The following is a 22,285-nucleotide window of genomic DNA, read 5'->3' as shown; positions in this document are numbered from 1 at the left end:
GGTCAGGACGCGGTTCCCTGCACGCGGGCGATCCACGCCTCGACCTCGACGGAGGTGCGCGGGATGGCGGCCGACAGGTTCAGGGGGCCGTCGGCGGTGATGAGGATGTCGTCCTCGATGCGCACGCCGATGCCGCGGTACTCCTCGGGAACCGTCAGATCGTCGATCTGGAAGTACAGACCGGGCTCGATCGTGAACACCATGCCCGGCTCGATGAGGCCGTCGTAGTACATCTCGCGGCGCGCCTGGGCGCAGTCGTGCACGTCGATGCCGAGGTGGTGACTCGTGCCGTGCACTATGTAGCGGCGGTGCTGGCCGCCCTTGTCGGCGTCGAGCGCCTCCTCGGCGGAGACGGGCAGCAGACCCCACTCGGCGGTGCGGCGGGCGATCACGTCCATCGCGGCCGCGTGCACCTCGCGGAACGGCACGCCGACCTTCGCGGCGGCGAACGCGGCGTCCGCGGCCTCGACGACGGTGTCGTAGATGCGGCGCTGGACGTGGCTGAACGTGCCGTTCACCGGCAGCGTCCGCGTGATGTCGGCGGTGTAGAGGCTGTCGGCCTCGGCCCCGGCGTCGATGAGGATCAGGTCGCCCGGCAGCACCGCGCCGTCGTTGCGGGTCCAGTGCAGGTAGCAGGCGTGCGGCCCGGACGCGGCGATCGTGTCGTAGCCCTCCCAGCTGCCGTCGCTGCGGGCGCGCTGGTGGAAGACGCCCTCGACGATGCGCTCGCCGCGCGGGTGCGCGATCGCGCGGGGGAGGTCGCGGATGATGTCGTCGAAGCCGTTCGCGGTGATCTCCACGGCACGGCGCATCTCGGCGACCTCGTAGGCGTCCTTGACGAGGCGCAGCTCGGACACGAACTGCGTGAGCTCGTCGTCGTCGTCGACCACGAGATCGTGGTCGCCCGCTGAGAAGTCGTCGAGATGCGCGGTGGCCACGCCCAGGTCGGCGGCGACGCCGGCGAGTGCGGGACGCGGCCCGATCCAGAACTCGCCGATCGTGGCGTCGGAGTAGAACTCGCTCGTGGTGCGGTCGGCGCGCTCGCGGAAGTACAGGGTGACGTCGTGGCCGTCCGCGGTCGGCTCGAAGACCAGCAGCGAGTCGGGCTCGGAGTCGGCGGCCCATCCCGTGAGGTGCGCGAACGCCGAGTGCGCGCGGAACGGGTAGTCGGTGTCGTTGCTGCGCTGCTTGAGGGATCCGGCCGGGAGCACCAGGCGCTTGCCGGGGAAGGCCGCGGAGACGGCGGCGCGGCGGGCGGCCGCGTACGGCGCCTGCGCGCGCGGAGCGGGAAGCGACTCGGGGCGCTCGGCCCAGCCCGTCGAGATGGTGTTCAGGAAGCCCTGCGGGAAGGGCTGGCGGCGGTTGGTCGTCGTCGAGGTGGTCGCGGTGGCGGCGTCGCCCTGCTGCTCGATCGTGTCGTGCTCGGAGGTCATGGATCCATCCTCTCACCGGCGGACGGGAGCCGGATCCGCCCGCCGCGGCAGCGGAAGGGGCCCGGACCGCCTCGCAGCGCCCCGGGCCCCTTCGTGCGAACCGCGTCAGATCACTGCACGGCCTTGAGCGCGTTCACGATGCCGTGGCCGTAGTAGCTGTTCAGCTCGGCAGTGCCGACGCAGGCGGCGCCCTCGTCGTACTGCGGGGCGGAGCACTCGGTCGGCGTCGCGTCGTCCTCGAGCTTCTGCACCATCTGAGCCGGGGTCAGCTCGGGGTGCGCGGACTTCATCAGGGCGAGCACGCCCGCGACGTGCGGGGACGCCATCGAGGTGCCGCTCTTGAGGCCGTACTTCGCACCGGGGATCGTGGACAGGATCCGGGATCCGGGCGCCGCCACGTCGATCTCGCCGAGACCGCGGTTGGAGAAGTAGGACAGCTGACCGGTCTGGGTGAGCGACGACACCGTCACGACACCGGGGACCTGCGCCGGGATGTCCTTGCAGCCCTGGTTGATCGTGCGCGGAGTCGGCTGCGCGGCGTCGTCGGGGCTGCCCTCGTCGCGCGTGTTGACCGTGAGGTCGAGCCCGGAGTTGCCGGCCGCGGCCGCGCTCACGACACCCTTGGAGTTGGACCAGTTCACGGCGCGGGCGACGGACTCGCGGACCGCCGCCTGGTCGGGCTGGTCGTCGCACCAGAACTCGAACGGGTCGATGTAGTAGCTGTTGTTCGTGACGTCCATGCCGCGCTGAGCCGCCCACATGAAGCCGCAGACCGCGTACTCCGGGTAGATGAACCCGTCGTCGTTGACGACCTTCACCGACGCGAGGCGCACATTCGGGGCGACCCCGACGATGCCGACGCCGTTGCGGACTGCCGCGATCGTGCCCGCGACGTGCGTGCCGTGGTCGGACGTGGTCGGGTACCAGCCGCCGTCGGTCTGGTCGGGGCGCCCGCCGGTGGTGCAGTTGACCGAGTCGGCGACGTCGATGTTCGCCTGCAGGTCCGGGTGGGTCGGGTCGATGCCCGAGTCCAGCACGCCGACGAGGACGTTGCGGCTGCCGTCGGTGACCTTGTGCGCCTGATCCGCCTGGATCATCGTCATGTCCCACTGCTGACCCTCGAGCGAGTCCGAACCGGTCGCGGGCACCGGCTCGGTGGGCTCGTCGCCATTGACGGGCTTGTTCTTGCCCTGCTTCCAGCCCGAGGAACCGGGACCCCAGGGCGCCTGCGGGCCGGTGACCTTGTCCTTGACCTCGACCGTGCGTGTCGCGCCGACCGACGCGACGACGTTGCGGCCCTTGGCCTTCACGTTCTCGCGGAACGCCGCGCGATCGGACTGCGCGATCACGACGCCGATCTCGGGCCAGCTCTGCACGACCACGCCGCCGGCGTCGGTCACCGCCTTCTCCGCCTTGCGCGTCTGGCCCGGGTTCGCCTGGCCGGTGTTGACCACGTAGCTCATGACCGTGCCGTCCGGCGGGGTGATCGGGACGGGCGTCGAAGGCTCGCTCGTCGCCGCGGTGGCGCTGACGGAGCCCGCCAGAACCAGGCCCAGCGCCGCGACGGTGCAGGCGATGGTGCGGAACGAGCGGTGGGGGGTTGGCATCCTCATCGGTGAGGGTCCTCTCGTGGGGGTGGGTGCCGACAGGTCGGCGCGGGCGGATGGCCCTGCATCGTTTCTAGCGGGCGCTCCCAGCCATTTCAATGCTTGCTGATAGCCGGGTATCAGGGTAGGAGGAGGGCAGCGGATCCTCCCAGGACGCGACGCACAGCCCGCCGAGCTAGCGTGGAGGCATGACCGAAGCCGCCTCCGTCCGCCGATCCGTTCCGTCCTGGCCGTGGGCGCTGGGGATCGACGCCGTGCTGGTGATCGTCTTCGCGGTGATCGGCCGGGCGAGCCATGAGCGCGCGGTCGACGCGCTGGGCGTGCTGGAGACGGCATGGCCGTTCCTGGTGGGACTCGCGGCGGGCTGGCTGGTGCTCCGGGCGTGGCGGGCACCGGCCGCACCGGTGCGCACCGGAGTGCTGCTCGCCGTGGTCACGGTCGTGCTCGGGATGATCCTGCGGGTCGTGAGCGGCGGCACGACCGCGGTCGCGTTCATCATCGTCGCGACGGTCTCGCTGCTGGTGTTCCTCGGGGGATGGCGCGCGATCGCGGCGCTCGTCGTCCGGCCGCGTGCGCATCGCTGAGCGTCCCGACCAACGAGCCTGCGCCTGCACGCTACGGGGTCACGGGCTCCAGCTGCGTGATGAGGGCGCGGTGATCGCTGCCGCCTGATCCGGCAGGGAGGACGGCGGATCCGGTCGCGCGCCAGTGCGCGCTCGCCATCACGTGGTCGATCGGGGCGCCGAGGAGGGCCGGCACCGTCGTCGGCCAGGTGCCGACGCCCCCGGAGGCGGAGCGGGATGCCACGTCGCGGCAGGCGCCGAGGTCGCCGCCGCCGGTGCCGAGCCCGCCCATGTGGTCCAGGGTCGCGTTGAAGTCTCCGGCGAGGATCACGTTCTTCCCGGCAGGGCACTGGTCGGCGACCCACCGCAGATCCTGCGTCCAGTCCGCCATCTCGTCCTGGCGCGGGGCCACGGTGTGCACGGCGACGACGATGGGACCGTCGCCGTCGACGGGCATCACGACCGCACTCGGAACCGAGGACGTGTTGCTGGACCCGTCGGCGGAGGAGGGGATGACCGCGTAGTCGCCGAGTGCGGGCGAGATGAGCACCGTGGTCTGCCACGAATCCGGCCCCTGGGTGACCTCGGGCCGGTACTGCACGTGATGCACCCACATCGGGTGCCCCGCCTCGCGCAGCGTGAGCGCGATCTCCTCGCCCACGGCCTCGGTCGTCTCCGGCAGCGCCACGACATCTGCCTTCTGGGCGACGATCGTGGTCGCGATCTCGTTCGCCGAGACCGCCTCGCCCGCGGTGTTCCAGGCGAGCACGCGCACGCTCGTCGCGGTCTTGGCCGGCAGAGCGTCGGCGGTGTCGACGCCGCGCACCGCGAGGATGGCCGCGGACGCGCCGCCGCCGAGCAGGGCGACGAGCGCGATCGACGCCGCGAACCCGCGCAGCGGCCGGGCCAGCAGGAGCAGCAGCGCCAGCACCAGGATCGCGCCGAACGCGAGCACGAGCACCGCGCGTGAGGCCACGATCTGCGTGATCGGGAACGTCTGCTCGAGGTGGAAGAACTGCGGCCAGGTCACGATCGCCGTGGCGATCGCGAAGAGCACGGTGAGGAGGATCCCGATCAGTCGAAACATCGCCTTCGAGCCTAGGCGAGCGGATCTGTGAGGCATCTGGTGCGCAGCCGGGGATCCGCCCTGCCGTCGAGGCCGCGGAGGTCCGAGCGTCGGGGGATCGCTACGCTCGGAGGATGACCGATGCCGATCCGACGTCACGCCCCGCCCTCTTCGACGGGCCGATCGATCTGCATCTGCATTCGAACCGCTCGGACGGCACCGAGGATCCCGCGACCCTCGTCGCCCGCGCGGCGGACGAGGGGCTGCGCACGATCGCCCTCACAGATCACGACACGACGGCCGGGTGGGTCGATGCCGCCGCTGCCGCGACGGAGCGGGGGATGACGTTCATCCCCGGCATGGAGCTGTCGTCCAAGGACGGCTGGCGCAGCGTCCACGTGCTCGCGTACCTGTTCGACCCGACGGATCCGGATCTCTTCGCCGAGACGGCGCGCATCCGCGACGACCGCATCGGGCGCGCCGAGCGCATCGTGCGCAACATCGGCCGCGACTACGCGCTGCGCTGGGAGGACGTGCTGGAGCAGACCGATCCCGGCGCGACCGTGGGGCGGCCGCATATCGCCGATGCGCTCGTCGCGCGCGGGATCGTGCGGGACCGCAGTGAGGCCTTCGACGGGATCCTGCATCCGCGCCAGGGATATTACGAGGCGCACTACGCACCGGATCCGCTCACGGCGATCGAGCTCGTCGTCGGAGCAGGGGGAGTGCCGGTGATCGCGCATCCGGCCGGCCGCGAGCGCATGACCGATGCGACCCTGCGGCGCCTCATCGATGCGGGCCTGGGCGGACTGGAGGTCGACCATCGCGAGAACACGGCCGAGGGGCGCGCATGGCTGCGCGGCATCGCCGTGGAGCACGACCTCATCGTGACCGGTTCGAGCGACTACCACGGCGCGGGCAAGCCCAACGTTCCCGGTGAGAACACGACGGATCCGGCCATGCTGCAGCGCATCATCGATCGCGGCTCCGGCTCGGCGCCGGTGTATCCGGTCGGGTAACCCTGCCCGCGCGGGCTGACCCTGCCCGCGTCGATCGTCGCCTGCCCGGGTCGGAGCGTTTCGAGCCTTCATCGCCGAAACCCCCTTCTGGCGTCGAAACCCCCTTGCAGATCCGTCGCTGTGAGGGGGTTTCGACGCTCAGTGGGGGTCTCGGCGCTCGCGCCCCACCTTCTGTGACGGGAGCGTCGGTGAGAGCGGGGGCGGTCAGGCCCCGGGCTGCGGGGCGCTGCCCGCGGCGGCACCGCCGGAGGGGCGGCGGCGACGGCGGCGACGACGCTGTGCGGCGGGCTTGCCGTCGTGGTGCTCGGCGCCCTGGCCGTCGTGGGTTCCGGATCCCTCGGCGGCGCGATCGGAGTCACCGGATCCCGAGGCCTTGGCGGCGGGAGCGTCGGCGCCCTCGGCGAAGGTCGACCCGACCTCGTCCTCCGCGTTGCGGCGGCGGCGGCGACGGCGCGTGGTGCCCTCGCTCGTGCCCTCTGCGGCCGCGTCGGCGGCTCGCTGGGGCTCGCGCTGCTTGCGGGCCGGCTTCTCGGACACCGGGGCGGTGACCAGGCGGCCCTTGGTGCCGGCCGGGATGTCGAGGTCCTCGTAGAGATGCGGGCTCGACGAGTAGGTCTCGATGGGCTCGGGCTGGCCGAACTCGAGCGCGCGGTTGATGAGGGCCCACTTGTGCAGGTCCTCCCAGTCGACGAACGTGACCGCGATGCCGGTCTTGCCGGCGCGACCGGTGCGACCGGCGCGGTGCAGGTACGTCTTGTCCTCGTCCGGGATCGTGTGGTTGATCACGTGGGTGACGTCATCGACGTCGATGCCGCGAGCGGCGACGTCGGTCGCGACCAGAACGTCCTTCTTGCCGGCCTTGAACGCGGCCATGGAGCGCTCGCGCTGATCCTGGCCCATGTCGCCGTGCACGCCGCCTACGTTGAAGCCGCGGTCGCTCAGCTCGTCGACCAGTCGCTGCGCCGCGCGCTTGGTGCGCGTGAAGATCACCGTCTTGCCGCGACCCTCGGCCTGGAGGATGCGGGCGATGACCTCGTCCTTGTCCAGCGAGTGCGCACGGTAGACCAGGTGCTTGATGTTGGCCTGGGTGAGGCCCTCGTCGGGGTCGTTGGCCCGGATGTGGATCGGGTTCGTCATGAACCGGCGCGCCAGCGCCACGATCGGTCCGGGCATCGTCGCCGAGAACAGCTGCGTGTGACGCACGGCGGGGACCTTGGAGAAGATCTTCTCGATGTCGGCCAGGAAGCCGAGGTCGAGCATCTTGTCGGCCTCATCGAGCACGACCTCGGTCGCGTGCGAGAGATCGAGCAGCCGTTGGCCCGCGAGGTCGATGAGACGGCCGGGGGTGCCGACGACGATCTGGGCACCGGCCTTGAGCTGGTCGATCTGACCCTCGTAGGCCTTGCCTCCGTAGATCGCGACCACGCTGGTCGAGCGATTGCTCGTCAGCAGGTCCATGTCCTCGTACACCTGCACCGCGAGCTCGCGGGTGGGCACGACGATGAGCGCTTTGACGCCCGGCTCGGGGTCGAGCCCGAGGCGCTGCACCACGGGGATGCCGAATCCGAAGGTCTTGCCGGTGCCGGTCTTGGCCTGTCCGATGATGTCCTGGCCGGGCAGGCCCAGGGGGATGGTCTGCTCCTGGATCGGGAAGGCGTCGACGATGCCCTTCGCCGCGAGGGCGTCCACGATGTCCTGATCGATGCCGAGATCGGCGAAAGAAGTCACAGTCTTTGATTGCCTGTCCGGCGGGCCTTGCGATCGCGGGCGCCGCCTCGTTGATGGGGTCCACGCCGAATCCGTATGCACAGGCGCGGGGCTCCGATCCGTCGCCGGAGCGGGATCCAGCCTACCGGAGCGGGCTCTCCTCTCCGGGATCGGAATGATCGGCGTGCGCGGCGCCCCGGTTCGCGGGCGACGGCTCGACTAGGCTGGGCGCGTGGTGAGGTGGTTCTGGCAGCGCGACAAGGCGCCGCGGCGCACGCTGGTGCTCCGCTCCCGGGGCGATGCGGGTGACGCGACCCGGGTCGACTTCGCGGAACTGGCGCCCGAGCTGAACACCTTCCTCGGTCAGGCCGCCTATCTGCAGCTCGGCTACTTCGAGACGCTGACCCGCCTCATCCGCGCGACCGACGATCTCGCGGAGAAGGAGATCCTCTCCCGAGCCGCCGGGGCGGCCCTCGCCAAGCACCATGGCATCGTCGCGATCATCTCGGCGCACGGCGACAGGCCGACCGAGGTGATGCTGCCGTTCCGCGAGCAGCTCGACGCCTTCCGCCGCAAGACGCTCGGCCCGCGCATCGCGGAGACCATGCTCGCGGTGTACCTCACCGCGGGCATGCTTGACGACTTCTATCTCGCTCTCGCGTCGAGCTACGGCGAGACGGGGGCGAAGGTCGCCAGGATCCTCTCCGAGGCCGACGACCGGCACGAGATCATCGGCATCGTGCAGGCCACGATCGCGAGCGACGAGCAGTGGCGCTCCCTGCTGTCGATGTGGGGGCGCCGCCTGGTGGGCGACACGATCCTCGTGGCGCGGGCGGCGCTGCGCCCGCACCTCCCCGGCGCCGAGGACGACAAGCTGGAGCCGGTGTTCACCGAGCTCATGGGCGCGCACGCCCGGCGGATGGACGCGATGGGGCTCGCCTCCTAGGAGCGACGTCGAAGTCGTTCGGCTTCGCGGAGCAGGTGCTCCTGCTCGAGGACGCTGGTCGCGCGCCGCGCGGCCTCGGCGTAGTCGGCTGCCGACGTCTCGAGGTCTCCGGCGCGCTCGTGCATGTAGGCCAGCGCCGCGCGATGGCGTGGAACGCTCTCGTCCACGGCCCCGAGCGCCACGAGGCCGGCCTGCGGGCCGTCCGCCTCGCCGACCGCGATCGCGCGACCGAGGCGGACCACCGGCGAATCCGAGAACGCCAGCAGTTCGTCGTACCACTCCACGATCTGCACCCAGTCGGTGTCGGCCGCGCTCGCGGCGTCGGCGTGCAGGGCGGCGATCGCGGCCTGCACCTGGTACGGGCCGAGGCGGTCGCGGGCGAGTGCGGCCTGCAGGATCTGCACTCCCTCGGCGATCGCCGCGACGTCCCACCGCCGGCGATCCTGCGCGGCGAGCGGCACCAGGCGGCCCGAGACGACCCGTGCGGGCCGCCGGGCGTGATGCAGCAGCATCAAGGCGAGCAGCCCGTGCGCTTCGGGCTCGTCGACGAGCGCGGTGAGCTGGCGGGTGACGCGCAGCGCCTCGGCCGCGAGATCGATCTCGCCCGAGTACCCCTCGTTGAAGAGCAGGTACAGCACCCCGAGCACGCGGGACAGATCCCCGGGGCGGTCGAGCGGGATGCCGGCGAGTCGCTGCTTGGCACGGCTGATGCGCTGCGCCATCGTCGCCTCCGGGGTGAGGAACGCCTCGGCGATCTGCCGCGTGGTGAGTCCCGCCACCGCACGCAGCGTCAAGGCGATCGCCGAGGCGGACGTGAGCACCGGGTGCGCGCAGAGGAAGTACATACCGAGCGTGTCGTCGTGCTGCGGCACGGCGCCGGCATCCGGCTCGCGGGCGACGCGCTCCTCACGCGCCGCCCGCGCGGAGTCGCTGCGCACCTGATCGATGAACGCGCGCCATGCCGCGGTCACGAGCCACGCTCGCACATCCCGTGGCGGGGCGCCCGACCGCTCGACGGTGCGCACCAGCGCCGTCTGCACGGCATCCTCGGCCGAGGCGAAGTCCGCCCCGCGACGGACGAGGATGCCGACGACCTCGGGGATCGCGCGGCGCAGCGCGGCCGCGTCCTCGGGCGTCATCCCAGCTCGGCGGGCGGCGCGCTCATGACCTCGCGCAGTTCCAGCCACTCGCCGAGCGGCTCGCCGCCGGCCCAGGGCGCCGCCGAGAGCTCCGCGGCGAGTTCCAGAGCGCGGTCGTACGAGTCGACCTCGACGAGCATCCATCCCGCGATGAGATCCTTCGTCTCGGCGAACGGGCCGTCCACGATCGGAGGGCGACCCTCGCCGTCGAAGCGCACCCACGCGCCATCCATCGAGAGTCCCTCTGCGGACACCATCTCTCCCGAGGCGATGAGCCGCTGCTCCATGTCCTGCATGTACTGGATGTGCGCGGCCCAGTCCTCAGGGGCGAGCTGATCCATCGGCGTCGTGTTCGCCGACGGACGACCTCCGCGGTAGTGCTTGAGCATCAGATACTTGGTCATGTCGACCTCCCTGTCGGTGCGGCCCATTCTGGCCGCTTCACAGAGGAGACGGAACCGGATCCCTGTTCTCGACATCGTCCGGCGGATCCGTCGAACGGGCGGCGTCCATGCGCTCCAGGCGACGGGTCAGCCGCCAGGCGATAGCGACAGGGATCACCCCGAGGACGCCGAACGACATGTCGATCAGCTGCCATCCCAAGGGGATCCCGCGGACCGATCCGGCGATGAGGGCGAGGGGAACGATCCCGGCGCAGGCGATCACGCCGAACTGGATCACCCAGATGTTGCGCACAGGGTCGATCAGTGGGCCCACGAAGACGACGGCGATGACGAGGTGGGCGAAGGCGAGCCAGTCGGTGCCATAGGCGATGAACGGATACCGCGTCCCGGTGTCGGCGAGGGCGTCCGCGACGCGGTTCACCCACGCCGTCGCATCCGGAAGCAGCGCGGACAGGACCGAACCGTCCAGAACCCCTGCGGCGAGACGCAGCTCCTCGCGGAGGGGGAACGCGGTGACGCCGCTCACGACGAGGCCGACGATCAGGATTCCCAGACAGAGCCGGATCCCGCGCAGCGTGCGAGCGCGATCCCCGCGCCCGGAGGCGGTCACGCCAGGCTCAGACGCCGAGCTCGGCGCGGCGCACGGCGTCGCCGTGACGACGCACGCGGGTGAGGACCGCGCCGACGGCGGCCGAGATCACGACCGCTCCGCCGAGGGCGATCAGCCACAGCCACGCGTTCGACTCCTTCAGCCCCGCCCACTGGCCGAGCGCGTAGGCCGCCGCCGCGACGGCGGTGGCGATCGCCGGGACGAGCGCGACCCCGCGGAGCTCCCGGTGGGGGATCGCGAAGTGCACCACGACGCCGAGTGCGCAGGCGGCGATCAGCGCGAGCAGGATGTACATGCGGCCCTGGCCCGCGTCAGGCCACGAAGCCGACGCGGCGGGACTCCTCGGTCCCGAGCTCGACATAGCCGAGGTTCGCGGTCGGCACGATGTAGGAGTTGCCCTTGGTGTCGCTCAGCGTCACGTGGCTCGCACCCTGATCGAGGGCGCCGGCGATCTGCGTGCGCACCTCGTCGGCGGATGCCGAGGTCTCGAAGCTGAGCTCGCGGCCGGTGTTGATGATGCCGATGCGGATCTCCACGGAATGCTCCTTGAAAGGTCGATGTCCCGTCACTCTATCGCGGGGGCGAGCGGGCGGGACCGCGTGCCGGGCGGTGTTCGCCGAGGGCGATTGCCCGGTGTCGCGGAGCAGCCCGGGGACGCGATGTCCGCCGCGGCCGATAGCGTGGGAGCATGCCTGCACAGCCTGCTCCGACGCCCGCGCAGGCGGCCGTGATCGGCGCCCCTGCGACGGCGGTCGGCACCGTGATCGGTGCGCCGGGAACGGGCAAGACGCACGCGCTGGTGGAGCGGGTCGCCGCTCTCATCGACGCCGGTCTCGCCCCGGAGCAGGTGCTCGCCCTGACTCCGAACAGGCAGGCGGCCACGGCCCTGCGCGACCGGATCGGCGTGCGCGTGCGCGTCGCGACGCCGGGCCCGCTCGCCCGGTCGCTGGGCTCGTTCGCGTTCCAGCTCGTCCGCGGCACCATGGTGCATGCCGGGCAGGAACCGCCGGCGCTGCTCACGGGTGCCGACCAGGATCGCATCATCGCGGATCTGCTCTCCGGCGATGCGGAGGACGAGGTCGACGGGCTCCGCAGCCGCTGGCCGGACAACCTGGCCGCCACGGTGCGCTCGTCGAGGGCGTTCCGCTCCGAGCTGCGCGCCTTCCTCGCGGAGTGCACGGAGCTCGGCGTCACGCCGGCTGAGCTGGGACGGTCGGAGCGCCCGGCCTGGCGTGCCGTCGGATCCTTCGCGCAGTCCTACCGGAGGGTGCTGGACCGTGCGCGCGCCGCGCACCGCGATGCCGCCGATCTGCTCGCGGAGGCGGCCGCGATCCTGCGCACCGCGCCACCCGAGATGCTGGGCCCGCTCGGCGGGCTGCGCGTCGTGCTCATCGACGATGCGCAGGAGCTCACCGCGGGCGGGGTGGCACTGGTCGAAGCCCTGCGCGAGCGCGGTATCGCGGTGCTCGCATTCGGGGATCCGGACATCTCGTCGGGTGCGTTCCGCGGCGCCGGTCCCGAGTTGTTCGCGCGACTCGCCGCGATGCTCGGCGACGTGCACGTGCTCGACGCGGCGCATCGGCAGGATCCGCCGCTCACCGCGCTCACCCGCACCGTGGTGCAGACGATCGGCGCCTCGGGGCGGGTCGAGCACCGTCGGGCGCCGAGCGCGACCGAGGCCGGGGACGCCGGGGACGCCGTGCAGGCGTTCGTCGCTCCCTCGCCGCACGAGGAGCACGACCTCATCGCGCACACGCTGCGGGAATGGCACCTGCTGCGAGGCATCGGGTGGGAGCGCATGGCGGTGATCGCCCACGACACCCGCCAGGTCGCCGCGCTGGAGGCCGAGCTCGCCGCCCGGGAGGTGCCCACGCGAGCGGCCGGCGTGCAGCGCCCGCTCGGCACCGAGACGACGGTGCGCGACATCGTCGGGATCGTGCGGCTCGCGCTCACCGAGCCGACGGAGCGCGATCCGCAGTTGCTCGCCGAGGCGCTGCGCACGCCGTTCGGAGGACTGGACGGCGTGGGGCTGCGCCGGCTGCGCGCGCGACTGCGTCATCTCGAGCTGGAGGCCGGCGGATCCGCCCCGGCCCGGCTGCTGCTGCGTGACGGGCTCGCGGAGCCCGCGCGGTTCGCCCGGATCGACACCGCGGAGGCCCGCACCGCGGATCGGTTCGGCACCGTGCTGCACGAGGTGCGCGAGGCCCGGCTGCGCGGGGAGACGATCCACGAGCTGCTCTGGCGCGTATGGGACTCCTCGCGCGCCGCCGACGGACGCCGCCTCGCGCTCGCCTGGCAGGAAGCCGCGGGCTCTCCCTCCGGCGCCGAGACCGCACGCGCCCTGGACGCGCTGGTCGCGCTGTTCGACGCGGCCAAGCGCTCGGTCGAACGCGCGCCGGAGAAGGGACCGGAGGCGTTCATCCACGACATCCTCGACAGCGAAGTGCCCGAGGACTCCCTCTCCGCGCCGGAACGCCCTGCCACGGTCACCCTGATGACGCCGGCCACCGCCCTCGGCACGGAGTTCGACGCTGTCGTGATCGCCGGCCTGCAGGACGGGGTGTGGCCGAACGTCCGGCTGCGCGGCGGACTGCTCGAGACCTGGCGGCTCGGTGAGGCGGTCGCCGCCGCCCGCTCCGGCGAGCCGGAGCACGAGCACTCCACGCTCGACCGACGTCGCGCGGCGCTGCACGACGAGCTGCGTCTCTTCGTTCGGGCGCTCTCCCGCGCACGCCACCGGCTCCTCGTGACCGCGGTCGACGACGACGACCAGAGTCCGAGTGCGTTCTTCGGATTCCTGCCGGATCCGCTCCCCGCGCAGGAGCGGCACGCCCATCCGCTGACGCTGCGGGGCCTCGTCGCCAAGCACCGCCGAGTGCTCACGACCTCGCCGGACCCGGCCGCGCGGTCCGAGGCGGCCGCGCAGCTGCGACTGCTGGCCGAAGCGGAGGCGCCCGGGGCGGATCCCGAGGAGTGGTTCGGTGTGCGAGGACCGTCCGACGACCGGCCACTGCGGGATCTCGAGACCGGATCCGTGCCGGTCTCGCCCTCGCGGCTCGAGGCGTTCGAGGAGTGCGGGGTGAACTGGGCGGTGGCGGCGCTCGGCGGTGACACCGTGGCTCCGCCCTCGGCGGGGATCGGCACGATCGTGCACGCGGCGATGGAGCACGTGCCCGATGGCGACCTCGAGGCCATGCGACGCATCCTCGAGGAGCGCTGGGGTGAGCTCGACTTCGAGACGCCGTGGATCGACGCGAAGGAGCGCCGCAGGGCGGATCTGTACCTGCAGCGCCTGCACGACTACCTGGCCGAGGTGCAGCGCGAGGGCGGCCGCGTGGTCGCCTCCGAGGGCGGATTCCGCTTCGCCGTCGATCTCGCCGCCGAGCCGTCCGCACATCCCGTCGACCCCGAGAAGCCGTCGCAGCAGGCGGTCGTCAGCGGCTACATCGATCGTGTGGAGGCGTATCCGGCGGGTTCCGGCGAGCACGAGGCCGCGCGCGGACGCACCTGGAACACGATGGCGGACGGCGCCGGAGGAGAGCGCGTGGTGGTCGTGGATCTGAAGACCGGCAAGTACGAGCCTGGCACCGAGGCGCTCGTGACCGAGCACGCCCAACTGGCCGCGTATCAGCTCGCGGTCGAGCAGGGGCAGGTCGAGGACGCCGACCCCGCGGCGCTCGCCGGTGCGCGCCTCGTGCTCGTCGCCCAGACCATCGGGCAGAGCCCCTATCGCGTCGCGCACCAGCATCGGCTGGGCGACGAGGCGCGCACCGCGTTCCTGGCGCGCGTCGCCGAGGCCGGCCGCGGCATGGCCGCGTCCAGCTTCACGGCGCAGGTCGAGGCGCACTGCGCGGACACGCAGGTGCGGATCAGCCCGTGCCGCATCCACACGATCCCGGCGGTGAGCGCGTGAGCGGCGCGGGCGCGCCGGGCGGCGTGGGCACCCCCCTGCTGGACGGCGCCGTCGAGGGCGGCTGGGGCCCGGGACACGGCATCGCCGCCACCGACATCTCCGCGGCCCTCGGGCTGCCCACGCCCACCCTGGCGCAGCAGCGCGTGATCGAGGCGCCGCCTGCGCCGGCGCTCGTCGTGGCCGGCGCAGGCAGCGGCAAGACCGAGACCATGTCGGGCCGCGTGGTCTGGCTCGTCGCGAACGGTCACGTCGAAAGAGACGAGATCCTCGGGCTCACCTTCACCCGCAAGGCCGCCGGCGAGCTCGCCGAGCGGATCGCGCTGCGCCTCGATCGCATCGACGAGTACGGACGCAGGGGCCTGCTGCCGCATCTTGCGGAGATCGTCCGCACCGGCGCGCTCGACCGGGTGGGGGCGGCGACCGGTCCCGCGCAGCGCGCCGCCGTGCAGCGCGAGGTGCTGGACGAACTCGCCGTGCGGTTCGACACCGGGTGGGATCCGACGGCTCCCCGCGCTGCGGAGGATCTCATCATCCGGCCCCGCGTGTCGACCTACAACGCATTCGCGGACGGCATCGTGCGCGAGCACGCCGCGCACATCGGCCGCGATCCCGATGCGGCGATGCTCAGCCAGTCGGCGTCGTGGCTCATCGCCCGCGCGGTCGTGCTGCGCGCGGAGCTGGACGGCCTCGACGAGGTGGACCGATCGCTGAACGGGGTGATCGATGCCGTGCAGCGTCTCGCGGGCGATGTGCTCGACCATCGGGTCGACCTGGACGCGATGGTCCGCATCGCCGTCTCGTGTGCCTCCGACTTCGAGCCCTTCCGCGGCAACGTCGACGTGGCCAAGGCGGTGGAAAACCTCCGCACGATGCCGATCCTCGCGGATCTGGTGCGCGAGTACATCGCGGAGAAGGGGCGCCGCGGCGTGCTCGACTTCGCCGACCAGGTCGGCGGCGCGTTCGACATCGTGCAGGCGTCGCCCGAGGTTCGTGCCGAGCTGCGCGCGCAGCACCGCGTCGTGCTGCTGGACGAGTATCAGGACACGTCCGTGATCCAGACCCGGTTCCTCGCCGCGCTGTTCCGGGACGGAGCCGTGATGGCGGTCGGCGACCCGCACCAGTCCATCTACGGGTGGCGCGGCGCGAGCGCCGACAACCTCTACGCCTTCGGGCGGACGTTCGCCGAAGAGCGGAGCGCCGAGACCTACAGCCTGATGACGAGCTGGCGCAACGACGAGCGGATCCTCGATGTCGCCAATCGCCTGCTGCTTCCGCTCCAGCGTCCGGGCCTGGACGTCCCGGCCCTCGAACCGCGTCCCGGATCCGGCGTCGGCCGGGTGCAGGTGCAGTACCGCGAGACCGCGGACGACGAGGCCGAGGCGGTGGCGACGTGGTTCGCGGAGCGCCGCGCCGCGCACGACGAAGCAGCCGGAGCGGGCTCGCCCGATCATCGCCCGCACACGGGAGCGATCCTGTTCCGGTCCAAGCGGCACATGCAGACCTTCGCGGGTGCCCTCGCGGCACAGGGCATCCCGCACCGGATCCTCGGCCTCGGCGGGCTGCTGGCGACGCCCGAGGTGGTCGACGTGGTCTCGGCGCTGCGGGTGATCCACGACCCGACCGCGGGCTCCGCGCTGATCCGGCTGCTCGTCGGTCCTCGTTTCGCGATCGGCGTCGCGGACATGGCGGCGCTGTACGACCTGGCGCGCGAACTCGCGGTGCGGGACGGCGCGCTCGCCCCGCTGACGGACGAGCTGAAGCAGCGCCTGCGCTCGTCGCGCGGCGCCGACGAGGCGGTGTCGATCGTCGACGCGGTCGATTTCGTGCGCACCGCGCGCGACGACTACCGACTGCTGGAGCGGATCAGCCCCACGGGGCGTGCGCGGCTGCGCGCGGCGGGGGAGACCCTGGAGCGCCTGCGCCGGGCGGCCGGTCAGCCGATCCTCGAACTCATCCGCAGGATCGAGTCGGAGTTGCGCCTGGACATCGAGCTCGCCGTGAACGAGACGCGCGGTCCGGCGAGGGTCGCCGCCACCCAGCTGCGCGCCTTCGGCGACGAGGTGCGCGCGTTCCTCGTCGCCGACGATCGCGGCACGATCTCGAGCCTGCTCGCCTGGCTGGACAAGGCCGAGATGACGGACGAGCTCATGCCGCGCACGGAGCCGCCCGAGCCGGGCGTGGTGCAGCTGCTCACGATCCACGGCTCGAAGGGGCTGGAGTGGGACGCGGTCGCCGTGGTCCGGCTCGTGGAGGACGAGCTGCCAGGACGCATCGCCGATGCGCAGGGCTGGTTCGGCTTCGGCGTCGTGCCGTTCGCGCTGCGCGGGGACAGCGACGCGCTGCCGCGGTTCGCGTGGGATCCGCAGTCCGCCAGGGACGCGGCCGGAGACGACCCCCGCAAGCGGGAGAAGGCCGCACTGGACTCGCTGGCGGCGGGCGTCACCAAGGCCTACCCGCACGGCGGCGCGCTGCGACGGTTCAAGGATGCCTATCGCGACTACCAGCGCGCCGAGGAACGACGGCTGGCGTACGTCGCGGTCACCCGGGCGCGCACCGACCTTCTGATGACCGGTTCGCACTGGTCCGGGCAGAAGAACATGCGCAAGCCCAGCCCGTATCTGCTCGAGGCGATCGAGGAGCTCGGACTCGACCCGCTGCCCGGCCCCCAGTCCGAGGACAACCCGTACGAGGGTGCGGCGCGGACGAGCACCTGGCCGATGGATCCGCTCGGCGGGCGCAGGGAGCGCGTCGCGGGTGCCGCCGAGGAGGTGCGCCGGGCCATGGCGGATCCGAACGCACCGGCGCCGAGCGAGGAGCTCTCCCGGCTGCTCGCCGAGCGGGCGGCGCGGCAGCGCGGCGTGGTCGCGGACGCGCCCACGCGCGTGCCGGCCTCGCGCTTCAAGGACTACGTCACCGACTACGGCGGCACGGTCCGCACGATCGCGCGTCCCATGCCGGAGCGCCCGTACCGGCAGACCCGCCTCGGCACGCTCTTCCATGCCTGGGTCGAGCACCGCTCCGGCGCGGTGGGCGTCGGCACGTCGCTGGACGATGCACTGTGGGACCTCGACGATGATCAGCTCTCCCTCGCCGGGGACGGCGCAGGCGCGTCCGAGGGCGACGCCGGGGACGAGATCGCCCGCGCCGATGCCGAGGACCTGGCGCGCCTCCGGGAGATCTTCGAGCGCAGCGAGTGGGCGTCCCTCCGCCCGATCGCCGTGGAGACCGAGATCGACTTCGCCCTGCCCGTCGGCGAGGGCGAACCGGCGCGCATCGTGATCTGCAAGCTCGATGCCGTCTATCGGCGCGAGGATCGCGGTGGGCGGATCGAGATCGTCGACTGGAAGACCGGCAGGCCCCCGGCGTCAGCCGCCGAGCGCGAGGAGCGCATGCTGCAGCTCGCGCTGTACCGTCTCGCCTACCACCGCCGATTCGGCGTGCCGCTGGACGAGATCGACGTGGCGCTGTTCTACGTCGCCGACGACCTCGTACTGCGCGGGGACACCGTCTACTCGGAGGAGGCGCTGGTCCAGCGCTGGAACGCGGCCCGCGCCGCGCGGTGAGCCTCCGCGACGTCGGAGTCGGAGCCTGCGATGCCGCCCTCGCTCGGCAGCAGTGTGCCGGGCCGTTCCCGGCGGTCCTCGTCGTCCCCGTCCGCGGATCCCCGCGAGGCGGTGCCGGTGGGTGCGAGCGACGCGCGCAGATCCCCGAGATCCTCGGTCGCGTTCGGATCCAGGTCCTCGATCGGGCCCGTCGCGGTCAAGTCCTCTCCGGACGTGCCGTCCGTCGTGGCGTCATCGGGTTCGATGTCCTTCTCGGCGGTCCCGGAGGTGCCGTCGGCCTCGTCCTCCTCCGCTCGTTCGGCTCCGCGCGGACCGAAGGCGGAGGTGTCGTCCATCGAGATCCCGGCGAACGCTCTCGCATCGTAGGTGTCGGTCTGCATGGAGGTGTCGATGCGAGTCGCGCCGGTGGCGGGTACCCGGTCGAGAGCCGACATCGCCTCGTCCACACCGGCGCCGGCGCCCGCGCGCGGGGCGAGGTCGTCATGGATCCCCTCCGCGAGGGCATCCAGGAGCTGTGCGGCGTCGTCGACGATGTCGGTGCGATGCGTGTCATGCCCGTGCAGGAGCCAGCGCGCGAGCTCGAGCTCGGCGAGCAGCCTGGCGCGCGTGGCGAGACCCGCATCGGGAGCGCGCAGCGTCGCGGACGCATAGGCGTCCAGCACGTCGGAGCGTGCGTCGGCGGCGAGGGTCAGCCAGGCGAGATCCACGGCGGGGTCGCCGATGGACAGCGCATGCCACCCGACGATGCCGGTGACCCTGGGACCGCGCTCGTCGTCGTCCGCGAACACGAACGATTCCGCATGTGCGCCGCCCAGGGTCACGGCGGACTCGAAGCGCCACAGGTCGTCGGCGTCGACCGCCTCGCGCCAGCGCACGGTGAGACGTGCCGAGACGCGGCCGGTGGCCGCGGCGCGATCGATGAGCAGGCGCACCTCGTCGCGCGCCTCGGCGGCCGTCCGCTCCGCGAGTCCCGCGCTGCGGACGACGGACGCGGGCAGGGCGTGCACGCCCGCGATGGCCTTGCCGATCGCGACAGCGGCGCCGGGTCCGGGGGGCACGTCGGCGGCGTCGATCTGGAAGCCGGGCAGCAGAGTCGTGACCAGTGCACGCGTCTCCCCGACACGCCCGTCGCCGAGGTGCTCGGGGGCGGCGAAGCGCAGCATCGACCGTGCGCCTGCGGTGAGGGCGCGCAGCGCCAGGCTCTCCTTGGCGAGTTCGGAGGCGGTCTCGTCGTCGTTGGAGGCGCGGATCACCACCTCCGTGCCGTCGGCGAGCGTCGCCACGGCCGAATCGAAACGGCCGTCGCCGCCGGAGGACAGGGCGCGCGCGCCGACGACATCGGCTCCGGGCACCGCCGCAGTGACGGCCGCGGCTAGAGTGAAGGGTGAGCGAGCCATGTCACCAGGGTAGGTCGAGCCTCGTCCGCACAGGGCCCGCCACGCCTGTGAGAAGGGGAGTCGAGACCGTGCCGGAGACCGTCCCCGAACCGAACGCCGACGCCGAACCGCACGTCGGAGGAGCAGCCGGGGAGGGCGCAGCGCTCGACGGAGGCGCCCCCGAGGGTGCGGCGCTCGATAGAGCGGCGGAGTGGCGCGACGACCCGCGGACGATCGACCGGCTGCGCGCCGACGCGCGCACCGGGGTCCTGGTCGTGCGCGAGCGCCGCGTTCCCCTGGGGGATGGCCTCATCGTCCTCTCCGCGAATGACTCCGTCCTCGCCCGCACCCGGGACTGGGCGCTCCTGGGACGACGTGCCGACGGATCCGGCCTGCTCCTCGCGGTGCAGGACCCGGAGGACGACACCGATGCGGAGGCATCCTGGGCGCCGCGCTGGAGCGACCTGCGCGAAGCGCTTCCCGAAGTGGACGCCGCCGACGGCGAGCTGATCGTCGCCGCGATCGCCCTGGCCGGGTGGCTGCGCGATGCCGGATTCTGTCCGGCCTGCGGAAGCGCCGCCGAGCTGCGGCAGAGCGGCTGGTCCCGGCACTGCCCCTCGTGCGGGCGCGAGCATTTTCCGCGCACCGACCCCGCGGTGATCGTGGCCGTGCAGAGCGCCGACGGCGAACGGCTTCTGCTCGGCGCCAACGCGCAGTGGAAGGGACGCTTCTACTCCTGCTTCGCGGGCTTCGTCGAGGCGGGGGAGTCGCTCGAGACCACGGTGCACCGCGAGCTGTTCGAGGAGGCGGGCGTGCGCGTGCGCGATGTGGCGTACTTCTCCTCCCAGCCCTGGCCTTTCCCTCGCTCGCTCATGGTCGGCTTCCACGCCACCGCCGTCGACGAGGAGGACGTGCAGGGGGACGGCGAGGAGATCATCGACGTGCGCTGGCTCACCCGCGCCGAGGTCGCATCCGCTCTGGACGGGAACGGTCCCGTGGGGCTGCCCGGCGCGGCCTCGATCGCGCACCGTCTCATCGTCGACTGGCTCCGGCGGTGAGCGCCCTCGACGGCCTCGACGAACGTCAGCGCGAGGCCGCCTCGGTGCTGCGCGGCCCGGTTGCGGTCCTCGCGGGTGCGGGCACCGGCAAGACCCGCGTGATCACGCATCGCATCGCGCACGGTGTCGAGACCGGTGCCTACACGCCGTCGCGCGTCATGGCCGTGACGTTCACCGCGAAAGCGGCGGGGGAGCTGCGCGGTCGGCTGCGGGCGCTCAGCGTGCAGGGCGTCGCCGCGCGCACCTTCCACGCCGCGGCCCTGTCGCAGCTCGGCTTCTTCTGGCCGCAGCTGGCCGGCGTCCCGGCCCCCGCGATCGTGGACAACAAGGTGCGCCTGCTCGCCCAGGCCGCGGACATGCTGCGCCTGCGACCCGACACCGCCACGCTGCGCGATCTGGCATCGGCGATCGAGTGGCGCAAGGTCTCGATGCTGTCCATCGAGGAGGCGGCGCAGCGCGGACGGTCCGTCGGACGGTTCGACGAGAACCAGGTGGCCGAGCTCTCCCGTGCCTACGAGACGCTCAAGGACGACCGGCATCAGCTCGACTTCGAGGACGTGCTGCTCGCATGCGCGGGCATGCTCGAGGCCGAACCCCGGGTCGCCGCCGCGGTGCACGAGCAGTACCGGCACTTCACCGTCGACGAGTTCCAGGACGTCTCGCCGCTGCAGCACCGACTGCTCGAACTGTGGGTCGGCGACCGCGGGGACCTGTGCGTGGTCGGCGACGCCTCGCAGACCATCTACTCCTTCGCGGGCGCCGACCAGCACTACCTGCTCGACTTCGAGCGCCGCCACGTCGATGCCACCGTGGTGCGGCTGGAGACAAACTACCGTTCCGCAGCAGGAGTGCTCGGCGTCGCGAACGCGCTCATGAAGGGGCGTCCCGGGGCGCTCGAGCTCGTGCCGGCCGCAGCCCCGGCGTCTGCCGATCCTCCGGCCATCAGCGTTCCGGATCCGGTCGTGGTCGCGTTCGACGACGATGCCGAGGAGGCCCGCGGCGTCGCCTCGGCGATCGCCGCGCGCATCGCCGACGGCGTCCCGCCCGAGGAGATCGCGGTGCTCTACCGTGCCCACTCGCAGTCCGGGGCGCTGCTGCAGGCGCTCGCCGCGGCCGGGGTCGCCGCCACGGTGCTCGGCGGGAAGCGCTTCTTCGACCTGCCCGAGGTGCGCCAGGCCGTGCAGGCCCTGCGCGCCGCCGCCGTCGCGCCGCAGCAGCACTCGTTCCTCGGGGCCGTGCGCGATGTGCTGCGCGGTCTCGGCTACACCGACGATCCGCCCGAGGCCGGCGGAGCACTGCGCGACGCCTGGGAGGCCCGCCGCGCCGTGCTGCGCCTCGCGGAGGACGCTCCGACCGGCACCACCATGCGTGGCTTCGCCGACGATCTCTTCGCCCGGGCGAAGGATCAGCACGAGCCCGTGCTGCGGACGGTGACCCTGTCGACACTGCACGCCGCGAAGGGCCTGGAATGGCCGCACGTGTATCTCGTGGGCTGCTCGGAGGGACTGCTGCCGATCTCCTACGCGACGGGCTTCGACGCGATCGACGAGGAGCGCAGGCTCGCGTACGTCGGGGTCACGCGGGCCGCGCGAGCGCTGACGATGACCTGGTCGAGGGACGCTGATCGTGCGGGGCGGCGGCCGTCGCGCTTCCTTGCGGAGATCGGCAGAGGCAGTCTGCGTGAAATCCCGCCGTCCGCGATGATCGGCGCCCGTCGCGGGTGATCCGGATCTGCCGACCCGAGCCGTCCCGCACCGCCTCGGCTCTGGTGCGGAGCAGATCCGCGATCGCCTCCGCGGCGGTCGCGATCGAGCCGAGCGCGACCCGGCCCGGATCCCGCTCGAGCAGCTGGACATGCAGTGCCGCCCAGGCCGGATCCCG

General features: G+C 72.4%; 17 protein-coding genes. 7 read left to right on the top strand and 10 right to left on the bottom strand.

All coding sequences use genetic code 11. The features are described 5' to 3' along the window. Positions 1–2: 2 nt before the first annotated feature. Together LXM50_RS13860 and LXM50_RS13855 are read right to left on the bottom strand one after the other, a co-directional pair. Positions 3–1,433 carry an aminopeptidase P family protein gene (locus LXM50_RS13860; RefSeq protein ID WP_233311969.1) on the bottom strand — a complete coding sequence of 477 codons (1,431 nt, stop codon included), beginning with the start codon at positions 1,431–1,433 and terminating at the stop codon, positions 3–5. Between the two features lie 110 nt (positions 1,434–1,543). Continuing rightward, a complete protein-coding gene (locus LXM50_RS13855) occupies positions 1,544–3,046 on the bottom strand; it encodes a S8 family serine peptidase (RefSeq protein ID WP_308192528.1) in 1,503 nt (500 codons plus the stop codon). 182 nt (positions 3,047–3,228) lie between these two features. On the opposite strand from LXM50_RS13855, the gene LXM50_RS13850 reads away from it, so the two are divergent. Beyond that, positions 3,229–3,624 carry a DUF3054 domain-containing protein gene (locus tag LXM50_RS13850; RefSeq protein WP_233311968.1) on the top strand — a complete coding sequence of 132 codons (396 nt, stop codon included), beginning with the start codon at positions 3,229–3,231 and terminating at the stop codon, positions 3,622–3,624. Between the two features lie 31 nt (positions 3,625–3,655). Here the strand turns inward: LXM50_RS13850 and LXM50_RS13845 are convergent, their stop codons facing one another. Continuing rightward, complete coding sequence (locus tag LXM50_RS13845; RefSeq protein ID WP_233311967.1) at positions 3,656–4,690, bottom strand: endonuclease/exonuclease/phosphatase family protein; 1,035 nt, start codon at positions 4,688–4,690, stop codon at positions 3,656–3,658. Between the two features lie 113 nt (positions 4,691–4,803). On the opposite strand from LXM50_RS13845, the gene LXM50_RS13840 reads away from it, so the two are divergent. Next, a complete protein-coding gene (locus tag LXM50_RS13840; protein ID WP_233311966.1) occupies positions 4,804–5,688 on the top strand; it encodes a PHP domain-containing protein in 885 nt (294 codons plus the stop codon). A 204-nt stretch (positions 5,689–5,892) separates the two neighbouring features. Here the strand turns inward: LXM50_RS13840 and LXM50_RS13835 are convergent, their stop codons facing one another. Beyond that, on the bottom strand, positions 5,893–7,416 hold the full coding sequence (locus tag LXM50_RS13835) for a DEAD/DEAH box helicase (RefSeq protein WP_233311965.1): 1,524 nt from the start codon (positions 7,414–7,416) through the stop codon (positions 5,893–5,895). A gap of 211 nt (positions 7,417–7,627) precedes the next feature. On the opposite strand from LXM50_RS13835, the gene LXM50_RS13830 reads away from it, so the two are divergent. Next, positions 7,628–8,341, top strand: coding sequence for a ferritin-like fold-containing protein (locus LXM50_RS13830; protein WP_233311964.1), 714 nt, complete (start codon positions 7,628–7,630; stop codon positions 8,339–8,341). On the opposite strand, the gene LXM50_RS13825 is transcribed toward LXM50_RS13830, so the two are convergent. Genes LXM50_RS13825 through LXM50_RS13805 form a run of 5 tightly spaced genes read right to left on the bottom strand, consistent with a single transcriptional unit; the run spans position 8,338 to position 11,030 of the window. Further along, positions 8,338–9,480 carry an RNA polymerase sigma factor gene (locus LXM50_RS13825; protein ID WP_233311963.1) on the bottom strand — a complete coding sequence of 381 codons (1,143 nt, stop codon included), beginning with the start codon at positions 9,478–9,480 and terminating at the stop codon, positions 8,338–8,340. The genes LXM50_RS13830 and LXM50_RS13825 overlap by 4 nt on opposite strands. Further along, positions 9,477–9,884 carry a YciI family protein gene (locus LXM50_RS13820; protein ID WP_233311962.1) on the bottom strand — a complete coding sequence of 136 codons (408 nt, stop codon included), beginning with the start codon at positions 9,882–9,884 and terminating at the stop codon, positions 9,477–9,479. Before LXM50_RS13820 ends, LXM50_RS13825 begins: the two co-directional genes overlap by 4 nt. A gap of 37 nt (positions 9,885–9,921) precedes the next feature. Next, positions 9,922–10,494, bottom strand: coding sequence for a hypothetical protein (locus LXM50_RS13815; RefSeq protein WP_233311960.1), 573 nt, complete (start codon positions 10,492–10,494; stop codon positions 9,922–9,924). Positions 10,495–10,501: 7 nt separating this feature from the next. Next, complete coding sequence (locus LXM50_RS13810; RefSeq protein WP_233311958.1) at positions 10,502–10,789, bottom strand: hypothetical protein; 288 nt, start codon at positions 10,787–10,789, stop codon at positions 10,502–10,504. 16 nt (positions 10,790–10,805) lie between these two features. Continuing rightward, the gene (locus LXM50_RS13805) at positions 10,806–11,030 is read right to left on the bottom strand and encodes a DUF3107 domain-containing protein (RefSeq protein WP_233311956.1); all 225 of its coding nucleotides are present in this window, start codon (positions 11,028–11,030) and stop codon (positions 10,806–10,808) included. A 152-nt stretch (positions 11,031–11,182) separates the two neighbouring features. Between LXM50_RS13805 and LXM50_RS13800 the strand changes: the two genes are divergently transcribed. Both LXM50_RS13800 and LXM50_RS13795 read left to right on the top strand, forming a co-directional pair. After that, positions 11,183–14,407 carry an ATP-dependent DNA helicase gene (locus LXM50_RS13800; RefSeq protein ID WP_233311954.1) on the top strand — a complete coding sequence of 1,075 codons (3,225 nt, stop codon included), beginning with the start codon at positions 11,183–11,185 and terminating at the stop codon, positions 14,405–14,407. 38 nt (positions 14,408–14,445) lie between these two features. Further along, entirely contained in the window at positions 14,446–17,970 is a 3,525-nt protein-coding gene (locus tag LXM50_RS13795; RefSeq protein ID WP_233312097.1) for an ATP-dependent DNA helicase, read from the top strand. Here the strand turns inward: LXM50_RS13795 and LXM50_RS13790 are convergent. After that, positions 17,916–19,367, bottom strand: coding sequence for a phosphotransferase (locus LXM50_RS13790; RefSeq protein ID WP_233311951.1), 1,452 nt, complete (start codon positions 19,365–19,367; stop codon positions 17,916–17,918). The genes LXM50_RS13795 and LXM50_RS13790 overlap by 55 nt on opposite strands. Positions 19,368–19,435: 68 nt before the next feature. Between LXM50_RS13790 and nudC the strand changes: the two genes are divergently transcribed. Both nudC and LXM50_RS13780 read left to right on the top strand, forming a co-directional pair. Continuing rightward, the gene (gene nudC, locus LXM50_RS13785; protein ID WP_233311949.1) at positions 19,436–20,404 is read left to right on the top strand and encodes an NAD(+) diphosphatase; all 969 of its coding nucleotides are present in this window, start codon (positions 19,436–19,438) and stop codon (positions 20,402–20,404) included. Further along, positions 20,401–22,128, top strand: coding sequence for an ATP-dependent helicase (locus LXM50_RS13780; RefSeq protein ID WP_233311948.1), 1,728 nt, complete (start codon positions 20,401–20,403; stop codon positions 22,126–22,128). Before nudC ends, LXM50_RS13780 begins: the two co-directional genes overlap by 4 nt. Positions 22,129–22,285: the final 157 nt, after the last annotated feature.

This window comes from Microbacterium sp. Au-Mic1 (assembly GCF_021341785.1).
In the GTDB taxonomy this organism is placed as follows: domain Bacteria; phylum Actinomycetota; class Actinomycetes; order Actinomycetales; family Microbacteriaceae; genus Microbacterium.
The sequence above is the reverse complement of the archived record's forward strand: the minus strand, read 5'-3'. Positions and strand labels throughout refer to the sequence as shown.

Coding starts and splice junctions, on each gene's coding strand:
- LXM50_RS13860 (WP_233311969.1), bottom strand. CDS start 1,433: ATGACCTCCGAGCACGACACGATCGAGCAGCAGGGCGACGCCGCCACC.
- LXM50_RS13855 (WP_308192528.1), bottom strand. CDS start 3,046: ATGAGGATGCCAACCCCCCACCGCTCGTTCCGCACCATCGCCTGCACC.
- LXM50_RS13850 (WP_233311968.1), top strand. CDS start 3,229: ATGACCGAAGCCGCCTCCGTCCGCCGATCCGTTCCGTCCTGGCCGTGG.
- LXM50_RS13845 (WP_233311967.1), bottom strand. CDS start 4,690: ATGTTTCGACTGATCGGGATCCTCCTCACCGTGCTCTTCGCGATCGCC.
- LXM50_RS13840 (WP_233311966.1), top strand. CDS start 4,804: ATGACCGATGCCGATCCGACGTCACGCCCCGCCCTCTTCGACGGGCCG.
- LXM50_RS13825 (WP_233311963.1), bottom strand. CDS start 9,480: ATGACGCCCGAGGACGCGGCCGCGCTGCGCCGCGCGATCCCCGAGGTC.
- LXM50_RS13820 (WP_233311962.1), bottom strand. CDS start 9,884: ATGACCAAGTATCTGATGCTCAAGCACTACCGCGGAGGTCGTCCGTCG.
- LXM50_RS13810 (WP_233311958.1), bottom strand. CDS start 10,789: ATGTACATCCTGCTCGCGCTGATCGCCGCCTGCGCACTCGGCGTCGTG.
- LXM50_RS13800 (WP_233311954.1), top strand. CDS start 11,183: ATGCCTGCACAGCCTGCTCCGACGCCCGCGCAGGCGGCCGTGATCGGC.
- LXM50_RS13790 (WP_233311951.1), bottom strand. CDS start 19,367: ATGGCTCGCTCACCCTTCACTCTAGCCGCGGCCGTCACTGCGGCGGTG.